Source organism: Myxococcus sp. XM-1-1-1 (assembly GCF_020037095.1).
Classification (GTDB): domain Bacteria; phylum Myxococcota; class Myxococcia; order Myxococcales; family Myxococcaceae; genus Myxococcus; species Myxococcus fulvus.
In genome coordinates this window covers 182,727-198,689 of record NZ_JAIQDH010000007.1, presented here as the reverse complement: position 1 = coordinate 198,689, position 15,963 = coordinate 182,727, and the positions used below count along the sequence as shown (strand labels likewise).

12 protein-coding genes are annotated in these 15,963 nt (G+C 69.8%); 6 read left to right on the top strand and 6 right to left on the bottom strand.

Going from position 1 to position 15,963, the window contains the following annotated elements; all coding sequences use genetic code 11:
* Positions 1-2: 2 nt before the first annotated feature.
* The gene (locus K8640_RS16475) at positions 3-1,400 is read right to left on the bottom strand and encodes an ABC transporter permease subunit (protein ID WP_223747878.1); all 1,398 of its coding nucleotides are present in this window, start codon (positions 1,398-1,400) and stop codon (positions 3-5) included.
* A 197-nt stretch (positions 1,401-1,597) separates the two neighbouring features.
* Here K8640_RS16475 and K8640_RS16470 point away from each other — a divergent pair, with 197 nt between their 5' ends.
* Positions 1,598-2,953 carry a hypothetical protein gene (locus K8640_RS16470; RefSeq protein ID WP_223747877.1) on the top strand — a complete coding sequence of 452 codons (1,356 nt, stop codon included), beginning with the start codon at positions 1,598-1,600 and terminating at the stop codon, positions 2,951-2,953.
* 4 nt (positions 2,954-2,957) lie between these two features.
* On the opposite strand, the gene K8640_RS16465 is transcribed toward K8640_RS16470, so the two are convergent.
* On the bottom strand, positions 2,958-4,565 hold the full coding sequence (locus tag K8640_RS16465; RefSeq protein ID WP_223747876.1) for a sigma 54-interacting transcriptional regulator: 1,608 nt from the start codon (positions 4,563-4,565) through the stop codon (positions 2,958-2,960).
* Between the two features lie 214 nt (positions 4,566-4,779).
* Here K8640_RS16465 and K8640_RS16460 point away from each other — a divergent pair, with 214 nt between their 5' ends.
* From K8640_RS16460 to K8640_RS16450, 3 genes are all read left to right on the top strand, one after another.
* Entirely contained in the window at positions 4,780-6,819 is a 2,040-nt protein-coding gene (locus K8640_RS16460) for a serine hydrolase (protein WP_223747875.1), read from the top strand.
* 129 nt (positions 6,820-6,948) lie between these two features.
* A complete protein-coding gene (locus K8640_RS16455) occupies positions 6,949-8,694 on the top strand; it encodes a DUF4157 domain-containing protein (RefSeq protein WP_223747874.1) in 1,746 nt (581 codons plus the stop codon).
* Positions 8,691-9,401 (top strand): HEAT repeat domain-containing protein, encoded by a 711-nt coding sequence (locus K8640_RS16450; RefSeq protein WP_223747873.1) that lies wholly within the window; start codon positions 8,691-8,693, stop codon positions 9,399-9,401. Before K8640_RS16455 ends, K8640_RS16450 begins: the two co-directional genes overlap by 4 nt.
* Positions 9,402-9,407: 6 nt before the next feature.
* Here the strand turns inward: K8640_RS16450 and K8640_RS16445 are convergent, their stop codons facing one another.
* The 4 genes from K8640_RS16445 to K8640_RS16430 are packed head-to-tail and all read right to left on the bottom strand — an operon-like array spanning position 9,408 to position 12,496.
* Complete coding sequence (locus tag K8640_RS16445) at positions 9,408-9,953, bottom strand: hypothetical protein (protein WP_223747872.1); 546 nt, start codon at positions 9,951-9,953, stop codon at positions 9,408-9,410.
* On the bottom strand, positions 9,950-10,930 hold the full coding sequence (locus K8640_RS16440) for a FecR domain-containing protein (protein WP_223747871.1): 981 nt from the start codon (positions 10,928-10,930) through the stop codon (positions 9,950-9,952). The genes K8640_RS16445 and K8640_RS16440 overlap by 4 nt, the downstream gene beginning before the upstream one ends.
* 49 nt (positions 10,931-10,979) lie before the next feature.
* Positions 10,980-11,531 carry an RNA polymerase sigma factor gene (locus K8640_RS16435; protein WP_223747870.1) on the bottom strand — a complete coding sequence of 184 codons (552 nt, stop codon included), beginning with the start codon at positions 11,529-11,531 and terminating at the stop codon, positions 10,980-10,982.
* A gap of 50 nt (positions 11,532-11,581) precedes the next feature.
* The gene (locus K8640_RS16430) at positions 11,582-12,496 is read right to left on the bottom strand and encodes a hypothetical protein (RefSeq protein ID WP_223747869.1); all 915 of its coding nucleotides are present in this window, start codon (positions 12,494-12,496) and stop codon (positions 11,582-11,584) included.
* 77 nt (positions 12,497-12,573) lie between these two features.
* On the opposite strand from K8640_RS16430, the gene K8640_RS16425 reads away from it, so the two are divergent.
* Positions 12,574-14,358 (top strand): DUF1592 domain-containing protein, encoded by a 1,785-nt coding sequence (locus K8640_RS16425; protein WP_223747868.1) that lies wholly within the window; start codon positions 12,574-12,576, stop codon positions 14,356-14,358.
* Positions 14,355-15,962, top strand: a complete 1,608-nt coding sequence (locus K8640_RS16420; protein WP_223747867.1) for a DUF1552 domain-containing protein — start codon at positions 14,355-14,357, stop codon at positions 15,960-15,962. Before K8640_RS16425 ends, K8640_RS16420 begins: the two co-directional genes overlap by 4 nt.
* The last annotated feature ends 1 nt before the right edge of the window (position 15,963 follow it).

Below are 15,963 nucleotides of genomic sequence, written 5' to 3'. Positions count from 1 at the left end.
CCTCACGCCTGACGGTGGAGGCGCTTCTCCAGCGCCGAGGCCAGCCGCGTCAGCGGCAGCGTGGCCATGAGATAGAACAGCGCCACCAGTGGCCAGACGGCGAGCGGCGCGGCCAGCTGGCTCGCCAGCTCCTGCCCCGCCCGCGTCAGCTCCGCCATGCCGATGATGGACACCAGCGAGGAGTCCTTGAGCAGGGCGATGCCCTCGTTGGTCAGCGGCGGCAGCACGTTGCGCACCGCCTGCGGCAGGATGACGTGGCGCATGACCTGCGCGCGGCTCAGGCCCAGCGCCCGCGCCGCCTCCTCCTGCCCCGGGTCCACCGAGGCGATGCCCGCCCGGAAGATTTCGGCGACATAGGCCGCGCTGTTGAGCGTCAGCGCCAGCACCGCCGCCAGCATCGGCGCCAGGTCCACGCCGAGCAGCTGCGGCAGCGCGTAGTAGATGAAGATGATTTGCACCAGCAGCGGCGTTCCACGAAGCCCCTCGACGTAGGCCGCGCACAGCCACGACAGCGGCTTGAAGCGCACACGCCGCCCCAGCGCCACCGCCAGCCCCAGGGGCAGCCCGGACACGAGCGCCAGCAGCGTGAGCCCCAGCGTCAGCCCCAGCCCCCGCGCCAGCCGCCACGCCACCTTTCCCCAGGGCACCTCCGCTCGCGCGGCCTGGGCCTTCTGCGCCGCCTCGCCGAAGTAGCGCTCCTCCAGCGCGGCGAACCTCCCGTTGTCGCGCAGTCGCTGGAGCGCGCCGTCCACCGCCTCATGCAGCGCGGTGTCATCCGGCCGCAGCGCGATGCCGTAGTGCTCCTCGGTGAGCAGCCCGCCCGCGGCGCGGAGGCCCTCGAAGCCGTGGGCGAGGAAGTAGCGCAGCGTCGGCCCGTCCCCCACCACGCCCGCGAGGTTGCCGTTGCGCAGGTCCTGGAGCGCCAGGTCGATGCTCGGATACTGCCGCACCTGGATGTCCGGGTACTTCTCCAGCACCAGCGAGGCGCTCGTGTTGATTTGGATGCCCGCCGTCTTGCCTCGCAGCGTCTCGATGCCGGTGACGGACGTGTCGCCCTGGCGCACCACCACCAGCTGGCCCGCCGTGTAGTACGGCGTGGAGAAGCCCAGCCGCTGCTGGCGCTCGGGCGTGATGGTCACCGCCGAAATCACCAGGTCGAACTTGCCGGCCATCAGCGCGGGGAACACGCCGTCAAAGGACGTGTTCGTCCACGCCACCTTCGCGCCGAGCTCCTCGGCGACGAGCGCGCCCAGCTCGATGTCGAAGCCCACCAGCTCGCCGTCCTTCACGGACTCGAACGGCGGGTAGGTCGCGTCCGTGCCGATGCGCAGCGTCTTCCCCGTCCAGTTGCTCCGGTCGGCGGGAGCGTCCTGGCGGCCACAGCCGAGCCCCACGAGCACCAGCAATCCCCAGGCGAGGCAGGATAGGACGCGCCCACGAAGGGGGGCCCAGAGGGAACAGAGGCGGTGGCGCGGCATGGGACGAACCGCTCACATGCACAACATTCCCTGTCCTTTCAAGGACTTCCGCAGGGGCCGGGCCAGCCCTGACAGCCGCGCAACTTCCGCCCTCCTCGGAGCGATACTTCCTCCACATCATGAAGACCCCCATCTCCGGCCCCCGCGTCCAGCCCCGTCCGCTCGAGACCCCCGCAGCGCCCCCGCCTCGCAACGAGGTGAAGCCGCAGGCTCCGGTGGCGCGCGGTGACTCCCGCGACGTGTCCCGCTTCGACGTGGGCACGCCCCAGAAGCCGGTGGTGGCGCTGACCCCGCCCGTCGCGCCCCAGGGCACGCAGGTGGCCCCGGGCAGCTACCCCAGCGTGGCGGACGTGAAGGCCATCTCCTCCATCCAGGACCCGGTGGCGCGCAACTACGCCATCACCCAGGGCTACTCGGACCTGTCCAACGCGCTGGGGCAGATGCTGGGCAAGGAGAACGCCAACTGGTCCACCTTCGCGACCTGGGCCTCGAAGCAGGCGGGCGTGAGCATCCGCAACGAGGACATGCCCAGGTTCCTCACGGACGCGCTGCAGAAGGCCGGGGACTTGGCCGGTCCGCTGAAGAAGGTGGACGACGTGCTGCGCAAGGTGGGCCTGCCCGCGCTGCCGCTGGGTGACATCGCCGCGGCGGGCAAGGAGGCGCTCGACAACGTCAGCGGCTCCATCGCCGAGGGCAACCAGTTCGTCTTCAACGAGGTGGGCCAGGAGTTCGCCCGCTTCATCGAGACCTTCCAGGGCGACACGTCGTACGACGCGGCGAAGGCGCAGAAGTACCTGGACGGCTTCGCGAAGGACAAGCCGGTGCTGAAGGAGGCCTTCGCGCACTACACGAAGGCCATGTTCGAGAAGGACCCGAACAAGAAGGCGGAGCTGATGCTGCTGGCCAACGACAAGATTGGCCTGCACGAGCAGACGCAGCTGCAGGGCTTCGTGGAGAAGGCGCTCAACTCGCCGGTGCACGACACCTTCCGCAACGTGCTCAAGCAGAGCATCGAGTCGGGCATCAACGGGCTGCCCTTCCCGGCGAGGCTCGCGGGCCAGGCCGCGCTGAAGACGGGCCTGGTGGACGCGGCGCTCGGCCCCGTGGTGGACGCGACGGCGACCGTGTTCCGTCGGCTCGCCACCGAGCACATGATGAAGCTGGCGGTGCCGGGTGGCGCGCTGAAGCTGGGCAACGATCTGCCGCCGCCCGCGGGCATGGAGTCGACGCTCTTCCCGCCGCACCTGCGCTCCATCGAGAACCCGGAGCTGCGCGCGCTGCTGGGCAAGCTGGACTCCAGCCCCGACAGCCTCAAGGGCACCGCGGCCAAGGACTGGAGCAAGCTGGACCAGCGGATGGACTACATCATCGACCTGTTCCGCACGCGCCAGTCGGACCCGCACCTGTTCGACGCGCCGTTCGGCAAGACGGGCACCACGTACCCGCTGCCGGCCACGCAGCCGCGCGGCGGCTGAGCCGTCAGACCTCGTCCACCACGAACTGCTCCTGCCGGGCGATGCCGAGCTTCTTCATCCGGCTCTGGAGCGTGGAGGGCTTGAGGCCGAGCAGCGCCGCGGCGCCACCGGCTCCATAGACGCGGCCCCGGGTGAGGGAGAGCACGTGCAGGATGTGCTCGCGCTGGACCGCCGCCAGCGTCAGCACGGAGCCGGGCTTCATCGTCGCGTCCACCCCACCGGGGACCGCGGAGGCCTCGAGCTGCGGCGCGCTGCTGGTGGCGCCCGCGTGCGAGGTGATGTCGAAGGACGAGGGCCCCAGCTCCGTGCCGGTCGCGAGGATGGTGGCGCGCTCCAGGGCGTTGGCCAGCTCGCGCAGGTTGCCGGGCCACTCGTAGGACGCGAGCCGGGCGAGCCCCGCGGGGGACACGCGCATGCCGCGACGTCCGGTGCGCCGGGCCTGCTCCTCGAGGAGGAACGCGCACAGCTGCGGCAGGTCCTCGCGCCGCTCACGCAAGGGCGGCAGGCGCAGGGGAAAGACGCTCAGGCGGTAGTAGAGGTCCTCGCGGAAGCGCTTCTCGGCGATGGCGCGCTGCAGGTCCACGTGGGTGGCGGCGAGGATGCGCACGTCCGCGCGCACGGTCTTGTCGCTGCCCACGGGCTCGAAGGCCTTCTCCTGGAGGGCGCGCAGGAGCTTGGCCTGGAGCTCGACGGGCAGCTCGCCCACCTCGTCGAGCAGGAGCGTGCCGCCGTGGGCCATCTGGAAGCGGCCCGCGCGGTCCTTGGTGGCGCCGGTGAAGGCGCCCTTCACGTGGCCGAAGAGCTCGCTCTCCAGCAGGCCCGCGGGGATGGCGGCGCAGTTGAGGGTGACGAAGGGCTCGTCCGCGCGGGAGCTCCAGCGGTGGATGGCGCGCGCGAGGCGCTCCTTGCCGGTGCCCGTCTCGCCGGTGATGAGGACGGGGGTGTCCGTCTCGGCCACCTGCCGGGCGCGCCGGGCGAGGTCGCGCATCACGGTGCTGAGGGAGGTCTCCAGGATGCCCTCGGACTCGCCGCCGAGCTGGGCCTCCAGGAGCTTGGCGTGCTCGTGGTCCTGGCGGTGGAGGCGCTCGAAGGTGGCGCGCTGCTCGGCGGCCTGGAGGGCGGTGGCGAGCATCTGACCGTAGACCTCGACCAGGTCCACCACGGGCTGCGGGTAGGTCTCACACTCGGCGCGGTCGAGCGTGAGGACGCCGTAGGAGCGCTCGCCCGCACAGAGGGGGACGACCATGCAGGCGTGGCCCGGAGGCAGGTCGAGGACGCCGTCGAACGGGTCTCCGTCGCCGTGGGAGTGGTCCTCCTCGGTGAAGGCGCGGGCGCGGCGGGTCTCCAGGGCCTGGCGCAGGGAGGGGAACTCCGAGAGCGGCAGGGCGTGGTGGCGCACCTTGGCGTTGGCGAGCGGGCCGCGCGCGGCCACGGAGACGAGCTTGCCGTCCCGCAGGAGGAACAGGGTCGCCAGGTCGAAGCGCACCACGCGCGTCAGCCAGTCGAGCCCGCGACGCAGCAGCTCCTCCACCGAGTCCTCGGTGGTCGCCAGCTCCACCAGGTCCCGCGCGTCCTTCACGCCCTCGACTCGGCCCGACAGTTCATCCGCCATGAGGCGATGGATAATAGCGTTCCACCGAAATTGCAGTGCCTGAGGCACCGAGATTTCGTGGCGCGGGCACGGGATGTAGGCCCATCTGCCGAAACGCTTGCAAACCCAACACTCGGCGCGAGGGAGGCGGCTTCGACCTTCCGCACCTGAGGTGAATCGGGCGCGGGCTTCGTTCCTGGCTGGCAGCCACACCGTCAAGCAGGAGTCCACGCACATGAAAGCCTTTGGAATGAAGCCGCTGCTGACAGCCCTGTCAGTGCTGATGGCGTCCCTGGTGGGATGCGGGGTGCCCGAGCAGGAGGCGCCCGCAGCTCCGGAGTCCACGCCCGAGTCCACGTCCCAGCAGGCCCTGGTTGGTCCCTATGACCCCTGGGTCGCCCGCCACAACCTCACCGCCGCCCAATATCAGACGGAGTTCAACACCTGGACGGGGCAAGGCTATCGCCTCTCCTATGTCAGCGGTTACGAGGACGGGGGCAGTGCCCGCTATGCCGCCATCTTCGAGGACACGAGCGGGCCCGCCTGGCGGGCCTCCCACGGGCTGACCTCCGCGCAGTACCAGACGGCCGTCGTCAACCAGAACGCGCAGGGCTACCGCCCGGTGATGGTCAACGGCTACAGCGTCGGAGGCGTCGCCTACTTCGCGGTCATCTTCCACGCGGACAATGGCGCCCCGTGGGTGGCCCGCCATGACATGACCGCGGCCCAGTACCAGACGGAGTTCAACACCTGGACGGGCCAGGGCTACCGTCCCGTGCACGTCAGTGGCTACACGTCCGGTGGCGCGGAGCGCTACGCGGCCATCTGGGAGCAGTCGGCCGGGCCGGCCTGGCGAGCCCACCACGGGATGACCGCGGCCCAGTACCAGTCCACCTTCAATACCAATGCGTCCCAGGGCTACCAGCTCGCGAAGGTCAGCAGCTACAACGTGGGCGGCACGGACCGGTACGCGGCCATCTTCCACGCGTCCTCGGGGATTCCGATGGCCGCGCGCCACGGGCTCACCTCGGCCGCGTATCAGCAGGCCGCGACGGACCTCAAGAACCAGGGGTACCGCCCCGTCCTGGTGGCGGCGCACAACAACGGGAGCGCGCCCGAGTTCTCGCTGCTCTGGCAGAACCTGACGTTCAGCGCCGCGGACCTGCAGCACATCGACACCACCGTCCAGCAGGCGATGAACGCCACGAACACCGTCGGCCTGTCGCTGGCCATCACCCGCCGCGGGCGCCTGGTGTTCGCCAAGGGCTATGGCCTGGCCGACCGGAGCAACAACACCCCGGTCCACAGCTCCCACCGCTTCCGCGTCGCCAGCGTCTCCAAGCCGATGACGGCCATCGGCATCATGCGGCTCATCGAGAGCGGCCAGATTCAACTGACGGACCGCGTCTTCGGCCGGGGCGCACTGCTCGGTGAGCTCTACGGCGCGCAGGGCACCTACGCCGACAGCCGCGTCCTGAACATCACGGTCCAGCACCTGCTGGAGCACACCGCGGGCGCCTGGGACAACGACGGCGGCGACGGCACGGGCGACCCGATGTTCATGAACACGGCCATGAACCACGCGCAGCTCATCCAGTGGGTCCTGCAGAACGTGCCGCTCGAGTTCGCGCCGGGGACGCGATACCAGTATTCGAACTTCGGCTACAGCGTCCTGGGTCGCATCATCGAGCGCGTCACGGGGATGACCTACGACGCCTACATGCAGAGCCGCGTGTTCACGCCCAGCGGCGCCACCAGCTTCGCGGTGGGCGGCGACACCCTGGCCGCGCGGCTGTCCAACGAGGTCGCCTACTACCAGCTCGGCGCGGGGGCGGCCAACCCGTACGGCATGCCGGTGCGCCGCATGGACGCGCACGGCGGCTGGGTCGTCACGCCCATCGACCTGCTGCGCGTCTCCGTGCGCGCGGATGGGTTCTCCACCGTGCCGGACCTGCTGAGCGCGGGTTCGACCACCACGATGACCACGCGCACGACGGCGCCGGACACCGCGGGCAACGCCGTCAACTACGCCAAGGGCTGGTCGGTGAACAGCATCCCCAACTGGTGGCACGGCGGCTACGTCCCGGGCACCCAGGCCTTGTTGGTGCGGACCGATGACCGCTACGGCCCCAGCCGCACCGAGGAGTTCACCTGGTCGGTCATGACCAACTCCGACAACAGCACCAGCTCGGGCGTGCCCGACATCAACCTCGACAGCCTCATGTGGAGCGTGGTGAACGGCGTCAACGCCTGGCCCGCACACGACCTGTTCTAATCCGGCACGTGGGACCGGCGGGACGCGCCAGCGCCTCCGCCGGTCCCTTGCCCTCTCGTCGAATCTCGCTCAACCTTTCGGCCTGACGGCGTTGTTCCATCGGAGGCACCCGAGCTCGGGAGGCACGCGATGCGAATGCACACCAGGAAGGCCCAGGACCCGGTCCGGTCCAGTGCCCCCCGGCCCATGGCGAGGGTCGGCAAGGGCCTCGTGGGGAATGACGCCGAGCACGTGGCCAGCGCGCCCCTGGGGTCATGGAGCATCGGCGACATCCCGCTCTTCCCACCCACCGCGCCCCAAACGAAGCTCTCCATCGGAGAGGCGCAGGGCCCGCTGGAGCGCGAGGCGGACCGCGTCGCCGACCAGGTGCTGCGCATGCCCGAGCGTGTCGGTCCTGTCGGCACCTCCCCGCTGCAGCTCAGCCGCAAATGCACCTCCTGCGAGGAGGAGGACACAATCCAGACGATGGCCGCCGGGTCCCGGCCCTCGAGCTGGTCACGTGACACGGTGAGCGACGTGCTGCGCTCGCCAGGCCAGCCGCTCGATGCGCAGACCCGGGCCTTCTTCGAGCCGCGCTTCGGGCACGACTTCTCCTCCGTGCGCCTGCACACGGACACCCGGGCCGCGCAGTCCGCCCGGAGCCTGAATGCCCATGCCTATACCGTCGGCCACGACGTGGTCTTCGGCCGGGGGCAGTTCGCGCCGGGAACCCACGAAGGGCGGCGCCTGCTTGCCCATGAGCTGACGCATGTGGTGCAGCAGTCCGGCGCGAGGGGGATGCGCTCCGGCAGCCACCAGGACACGCCTCGGGTCTCCGCCGGGGGCGCCTCCAACACGCTCATGAAGAAGGGCTTCGAGAGCACGGTGCAGGTGTGTCACCGGGTCCTCGAATCGAGGAAGTTCGAGGTCACGAACGGCGGCCTGCGCGTCGTGCTGCTCCCTCAGGCCGTGGACCGGGGCGTCCCCAACTGCCGGGACTTCGATTACCACGTCACGTTGACCCGCTCGGTGGACTGGGGGTTCGACCAGGAGATTGGCACCTGCGAGGCCACCACGGGGGGCCCCAGGACCTTCACCTTCGGCAACCTCTCGTCCGGAACGTATTACCTGACGGTCTGGCGCAACTTCGACCATCCCCACTGCTGCCTCGAAGGGGACCTGATGGTCTTCGACGAAGCAGTCTCGGAGGACTCGTCCGGCTGCACACGCCACAAGTCGCTGTCGGCCATGGACATCGTGCATGGCGCATTGGACCTCGCGGGGTTCATCCCAGTCCTGGGAGCCATTCCCGATGGGGTGAACGCTGGCATCTATGCGTTGGAGGGCGACTGGGCCAACGCGGGTCTCTCGGCGGTGGCCATGGTGCCCGCCTGGGGAGATGGCGTGAAGCTCGGGGCCATCGCGGGCAAGGGGGCCATCAAGGTCTCCGAGAAGGCGGCCTTCCGGCTCGGCGAGGAAGGCATCGCCAAGGGCCTGAAGGAGGTCAAGGCCGCGAGCCAGGCGGAGAAGGCCGCCGTGGAGGCCTCGCAAGGCGCGGCCAAGACGGAGAAGGCCGTCGGCAAGGAGGCCGCCGCCCAGGCCGAGAAGAAGGAGGCCAAGGAGGCCGCCCAGGCGGAACAGGCAGGCAAGGACTCCAAGAAGAAGGACAAGGGCTCGGGAGGGAAATGGACCTGCTACGGCCACAGCGCCGTCTTGCAGATCCCCAGCGCATTGCCTGAGAACAAGTGCCCCTATGATGGCCAATACGTCGACGGCCCTCCCATGAGCGCCCCCACCGAGGCTGCCGCGTGCCTCGAAGCCAAGCATGCGTTCAATGCGATGATGCCGCGTGGCTGCCGCCCCAAGCACCTTGCTTGCAGGTGTTCGAAGCGATGAAACCCGACCGCAAGCTCGCGAAGAAGTTGGACGCCATCGTCCAGGGAACCCTCGTCGATGGACGGGCCCAGACCGAGGCGCTCGTGGCCTCCGTCGTCAGCGCGGGAGGGACATCGGAGCAGCAGCTCGTCAGGATGCTGGGGGACCCGAGCCTCGACCCCGAGCTTCGCGCGGACATCTGTTGGTTGATTCCGCGGCTGGAGCTCGACGGGGCGCAGACACTGCTCGAACCGCTCATGTCCGAGTCCTCGGACAAGCTCCGGGAGGAGGCGGCGGTGGGACTGGGGCTCGTCGCGCACGACGCCTCCATCGAGGTCCTGCTCAAGGCGATGGAGCAGGATGCCTCCCCATCCGTCCGGCGGGCCGCGCTCCACGCGTTGGGCATCTTCAGTCCACCGCGGGCCGCGCCACACGTGATGAAGCTCCTGCTGGACCCGAGCGAAGATGAAGAGATGAGGGCGGACGCCGCGGAGGCCCTGGCCCACTTCAGACATGAGGGCATCGTGGAGGTCCTCATCGACCAGCTCCGGGACGCGTCCGCGAAGGTGCGCTACTCGGCGGCCTATTCGCTCGGACAACAGGGTGATGCAAAGGCCATCGAGCCGCTGCGAGAGGTCTCGCTGAGAGACCATGCCGCCACGCCGTGGGGCAGCGTCTCATCCAGCGCACGGAACGCCCTCGATGAGCTGGAGGGCCGCGACGCCTGAGGCACGTCAGGGGGCGCTCGATGCCTGGACGACCAGGGCATCCAGCTCGATGACATCGCCCACGGTCCCTTCGTCGCCCGTCACCTCCACGGACACCCGCGCCGTTCCCTCCGGAGCCGTCAGCTCGAGCGCGGTCCGCACCCACTGCCCGGAGAGCACCGGGCTGGTGAGCGTCTGCGCCTGCAGCTCCTCGCCGTCCGAGTCACGCCAGCTGACCTTCAGCTGCGCGACGACCGAGCGTGCCGTGGTCCCTCGTGCCCAGAAAGAAACACGGTGTGCCCCCGGCGCCGCGGCGAACCCCGGCCAGTTGTCCAGGTGAACACCCCAGCCATACGGCTCTGTCACCTCCACGCGCAGGACCGCCTCACCCTCTCTCGCGTCGGTGGACGCCCTCGAAGCGGTGACGCCGTACCACGCGGTCCACACTCCGAGCCCTGTCTCCAGGGAAGCGGTCTCGGCGTCGAGCAGGTTGGAGGTCGGCGCATGGTCGATGACGACCTCCCCGCAGGCGGTCAGCGCGATGGCCAGACACAGCAGGCTCCGGCGACTCATCGCTCCCGCCCTTCGCAGGACAGCGTCCCACGCGCACGTTGGACGGCCTCCGCGTAGCGTCCGCGCCGGAACTGCTCTTCATGCCGGGACCAGTGCGCACAGGCCCGCTGCGCATCCTTCAGCTGGTACGTCAACAACGAGCCCAGCTCGAAGCTGAGGCGCTCGCGCGTCGCCACCGGCTGCTGGCGCATCGACTCCTCGATGTACCGCGCCGCATGCTCGAACTCGTGGCGACCGCGAAGGACCTCCAGCTCTCGCAAGACCTCGTCCACGCTCGGAGCACGAACCAACGTCGAGGGAGCGCGAGAGGGAACGACCTTCGGCGTCGGCGGCGTCGCTAGCGCGGGAGGCGGTCTCGACTCGGGAAGCGCTGGCTCGGGGGATACAGGCACAAGAAGCACTGGCTCGTCGGATTTGACCACGGGCCACGCCAACCTCTGCCCCACCTGCACGGGCACCACTTCGCCACCGAGCTGGCGAAAGACAATGGCTCCCTCGTGCAGCGTGACGGTGCCTTCCCTCCCTTTCTCCTCTACCGTGAAGCGCGTGCCCATGACCTCGATGGCGCCGCCCGACACGAGCACGACCGCGGGGAGCGCATCTGTCGGGCGATGATTCACCGAGAACTCCGCGCGCCCCCGGACCAGCCGAACACCTGTGGGCTCCCGACGAACGACGAGCGCTCCCTGGTTCCGGACAGTGATGCCTCGGGACGCGTCCAGCAGCGTGGCCTCGCCCCCTTGAATCACCACCCCCTCGGAGTCCTCCCGAACCAACAGGTCGGCGCTCGCCTGCGCGACCTCGAGCCCGCCCACGGAGCGCGGCGCAGGAGCCCGCGTGAAGAACACCACGAGGGCCACCGCGACCGTCGACACAACGAGCCCCCAGGACACCGGACGCCTGTGCCACGCGGTGGGCCCGGGCTCGCGTGCGTCCCGCAGCCGCGCGCCCACCCGGGCACGGACAGCGGGCGGCATCCCTTGCTCGCGGCGAAGGGCTTCTTCACGCCGCAGCTCTGCGCGGAGGTCACGGGGCGCCATCGTCCACCTTCCATCCCCAGGCCGACAGGCGGCCCTGGGCGCGGCTGATCAACTTCGACACGTAGCCCTCTGACAGCGAGAGGAGCTGGGCAATCTCGCGCTGGCTCAAGTCGTCCAGGAGCTTCAAGGTCATCACCACCCGCTCCTGCCCCGGCAGGCGGTCCAACGTCGCCGTGGCGCTGCTCACCGCTTCCCTGCGCTCGAGGGCCGCATCCGGCGTGGACTCCGGCGGTGTGGAGGACTCCGGAAACAAGAAGCTGGCGATGCGCTGTCGGAACGTCTTCTCGCGACGCAGGGCCGAGAACGCCACGTTCTGCGTGACGCGAAAGAGCCAGCCCCGCACATCCTCCTCGCGCAGCCAGGTCTGGTGCTCCCAGGCCTTCAGGAACACGTCATGCGTGACGTCTTCGGCCCACCCCGTACGGCCCGCCGCGTACCGCATCGCCCACACGTAGACGTCCTCGACGTGCGCCTCGTAGAGCGCGTCGAAGGACACGGGCCGGGCAGGCAGGGCCTTGAAGTGGACAGCACGCGACATCCATCACCTGCGAACCTACGAATGAGGCGGAAGGAACTTTCCTCCGGAAGCTACAGCCCCCACGAGAGCTGCACGCCGGTTTCGAGCCTCGCCCCTCCTCGTGACCACAGTGTCTCGCCCTCGCGCACATGCGTCACGGGCCGCAGCAGCCCCAGGGCCACGCGCACCTCCGCGGCGAGACGCTCGGTGAACCGCCAGCCGAGCTTCATCCGGGCCCAGCCCGCGGGAGAGACCTGGGTACCGCGCGGCTCCGACACCCAGGTGTCCTCGAGCCGGAAGGCATGGACGACGAGGCCCGCGCCCACCGCCGGCTCCAGTCGCAGGCGCTCCGTCACGGCGTGGCGATAGCTGAAGAACGCACCACCCTGCACCTCGACCACGTTCAGCGCCGGCTCGCGGGACACACCGAGCCCCGCCTCCACATCCAGTCCCAGGTCCCCCAGCCCCCACCTGGCCGAGAGCAGGAGGTGTGGAGCCACCCCGGGTCCGCCCCAGAGCGTCCCCAACCCCAAGCCCAGGTCCACCCCGGATGCGTGCACCGGCGGGGCAGCGGCCACCTCCACGGGAGGCTGGAGCACCGGCTCGGGCGGGGACGGCTCAGGCTCCGGCTCGGGCTGCACCGCGCGTGTCATCTCGGCGAGCTTCTGCGCGACCTCCAGATGGAGCTCCGCGATGGAGCCCCGGCCCACGCGCACACGTTGTTCCACGCGTTGCCGCGGTCCGACGGCCTCCAGCAACAGTCCATCGGGAGTCCGGCTCGCGCGCAGCCGAAGCTGGGCCGGGCCGCGTGGGGAGACGACCGCGAAGCCCTCCTGAATCAGCCGCAGGGCCACCTTCCGCTCCAGCTCCACGCCGTCCCACCGCCGATAGTCCTGCTCGGGGAGCGCGCGAAGGTCGAAGGAAACCGACACCACCGGGGACTGGGTCAGGACGACGAGGGAGAGCGCGCAGAGCAAGGCGGTCATGCGGTGTCGGCGAGAGTACCGTCGGCCGTGTCCCTTCGGGCAGGAAAGTATTTTCGGCCTCGGGAGTAGCCAGGGACATGACGCTCCTTCGCTCCGTGAGCATCCTTCTTCTTTGCGCTGGCGTGGCCGCCTGTGAGGGCTCCGCGAAGAACAACCACCATGTCGGCGGAGGTGGAGGCGAACCCGAGCCTCCGTCCCCGTCCGACGCCATCCGTCCGGCACCCGCGAAGTTCTCCTGCGACACGAGCGCCGTCCCCACGGAGCTTCCGTTGCCCCGGCTGTCCCGGAAGCAGCTGATGAACTCGCTGCGCTCCGCCGTCGACCGCGCGCTGCCGGAAGAAGCCGATGCCATCTGGACGAAGCTCACCCCCATCCTCGCCCGCTACCCCACGGACCAGCGCACCCCCGCGCCCGGCGACGTGAAGGGCGGCTTCAGCCGGCTGGACCAGTCCATCCAGCAGACCCAGGTCGACGTCATGTACGACCTGGGCAAGGCCGTGGCCCAGGAGCTCACCAGCACCGACGCGCGCCGCGACGCGCTGCTGGGCCACTGCGCCAGCGACAGCCAGACCTCCAACGACCGGGCCTGTCTGGAGTCCTTCCTCCGAGGCTGGGGCGCCCGCGTCCTGCGCCGTCCCTTGTCCACCGCGGAGGTCACCGTCTTCGCGGACATCGCGGGCACCACGCCCGTGGACAGGGCCGCGGTGGCGGACGTCATCACCACCCTGCTGAACTCGCCCGGGTTCCTCTACCGGATCGAGCACGGCACCACCGCCGGCCAGCCCGCGAGTCCCCTCTCCGCGTTCGAGCTGGCCGCGAAGCTGTCCTACCAGTTCTGGCAGGCGCCTCCGGACGACGCGCTCTGGGCCTCGGCGGAGGATGGCTCGCTCCTGACGGAGAGCGGCTTCGAGGCCCAGCTCGACCGGATGCTCCAGAGCCCCCGACTGCGCGGCTCGCTGGACGAGTTCGTCAGCGAGTGGCTGCGCCTGGATGAGCTGCCGTCCCTGGTAGCGCTCCGGAACGACCCCATCTACCGCTCCTTCGTCGGCGCGCAGATGCCCACGGACGCCACGCGCACCGCGATGTTCGAGGACGTCCAGCTCTCCGCGTGGAGCACCCTCGTGTCGGGCGGCTCGGTGAGCGACTTCCTGAACGACCGGCGGTCCTACACGGCCGACCCCTTCCTGGCCGGCATCTACGGTGTCCCCGTCTGGGATGGCTCGGGTCCAGCGCCCGTCATCCCCTCCCAGAATCGCAGCGGCCTGCTCACCCGCGCGGCGCTGCTGGCCACGGGCACCGCGTCGACGCGTCCCATCCACAAGGGCTACCTGGTGCGCAACGCGCTGCTCTGCCAGCAGGTCGGCGCCCCACCGCCCAACGCCAGCGACAGGCCCCCCGCGCCGACGGACCGCATGACGACGCGGCAGGTGGTGACCCAGCTCACCTCCGGAGGCAGCTGCGGGGGATGCCACAACAACTCCATCAATCCCCCGGGCTTCGTGCTGGAGGGGTTCGATGCGCTGGGACGCGAGCGCGGCGTGGAGCGGCTGTTCAACCCGCAGGGCCAGGAGACGGCCGCGCCCGCCGTGGACACCTCCGCGGACGTGTGGCTCTACGACTCCGAGCAGCGGGTCATCTCCAACGCCGCGGAGCTGTCGCGGATGGTCGATGAGAGCCAGCTCTTCGAGTCCTGCGTCGCGCAGCACTACTTCCGCTTCGCGCACGCTCGCGTGGAGTCCACCTCTCGCGATGGCTGCCTGCTCTCGGAGCTGGAGTCCGTCGCGCGCAGCGGCGCGCCGATGGCCGACCTGCTGAAGACCATCGCCCGACACCCCACCTTCAAGCAGAGGAGCTTCCAGTGAGCAACACACCTGTCATCCGATGGGACCGCCGCATGTTCCTGCGCGGCGCGGGCGGCGCCGTGCTGGCGTTGCCGCTGCTCCCCTCGCTCTTGAGTCCCCGCGAGGCGAAGGCCCAGGCCGCTCAGCGCCCGAAGTGCTTCGTGCACTTCCGCACCCCTCACGGCGCCATCTTCGGCGCGAGCATGTGGCCGACGGACGCCGCGCTGACACAGAGCCTGTTCTACGCGGACCACGACGTCCGACGCGGAGACCTGGTCGCGACGGCCAACGCGAGCGGTGACGCGGCCATCAGCCGGGTGCTCACCGCGAGGTCGTCCGTGCTCACGCCCACGCTCGTCTCGAAGATGAACATCCTGCGGGGGCTCGATTACCCCCTGTACATGGGACACAACTTCGGCGCCCCGCTGGGCTACTACGACTTCGACAAGCAGCGGCCCGGCTCCCCCCGAGCGACCATCGACCAGGTGATGGCCTACTCCCCGGCGTTCTATCCAAGCGTCGCCTCCGTCCGGAAGCGGAGCGTCGCCATCGCCGGCTCGGGCACGTCGACGGGCAGCTGGGGATACAGCACGCCCGGGGTCCGCTCCTCCGGCGTGGCCACGAGCGCCATCGGCGGCACGGAGAGCTCACTCGCCCTCTTCGACACCCTGCTGGCCGGGACGAGCAGCCCCGGCACCACCCGGCCCTCCGTGGTGGACAAGGTCCTGGAGAGCTACCGGCGGCTGCGCAACGGCAACGGTCGGCTCTCGGCCGAGGACAAGCGGCGACTCGACCAGCACATCGACGCCGTCGCCGAGCTGCAGCGCCGCCTGGAGACCACCAGCGCCGGTTGCCAGGTGCCGGCCCGCCCCACCACCGACAACCTGTCGCTGCGAAACTCCAGCGCCTTCGCGGGCGACCCCTCGATGAACGTCGAGTACTTCCGGCTCATCAACGAGGTGCTCGCGGTGGCGATGAACTGCGGCGTCTGCCGCGTCGCCACCCTGAGCATCGACGAGAACAACCAGAACCTGACCTTCACCCCACGCGCGCCGCAGGGAGAGGACTGGCACAACAACGTCGTGCACCCCTCGACGGTGCCCGGGGCCAACCAGGACCTGGTGGTCCAGTTCAACCAGGTCTTCTTCTCGCAGGTGTTCCTCGACCTCGTCTCCCGCTTCGAGCGGTTCTCGAACGGCGCGGGCGGGACGCTGCTGGATGACGCGCTCATCGCGTGGGGCCAGGAGAACGGCAACACGCCGCACTTCTCCTTCTCCGTCCCGGTCGTCACCGCCGGCAGCGCGGGGGGCGCCCTGAAGACAGGCAGCTACTGCGACTACCGGAACATCACGCGCAAGGTGAGCGGCGACTCGAGCACGGGCAGCGAGGGCAGCTTCCTGTGGGCGGGGCTGCTCTACAACCAGTGGCTCGGCACCGCGCTCCAGGCGATGGGCATCCCGAAGTCGGAGTGGAGCGAGACGGACCACCCCGGCTACGGCTGGAAGGCGTCGTACCAGTCCACCTACGAGTACCTCTTCACGAACAAGGGCTTCAGCTCGGCGCAGGCCTACCCGGCGTCGATGTGGCAGAAGACCGGAGAGCTCCTGCCGTTCCTCGCGCCCTGAA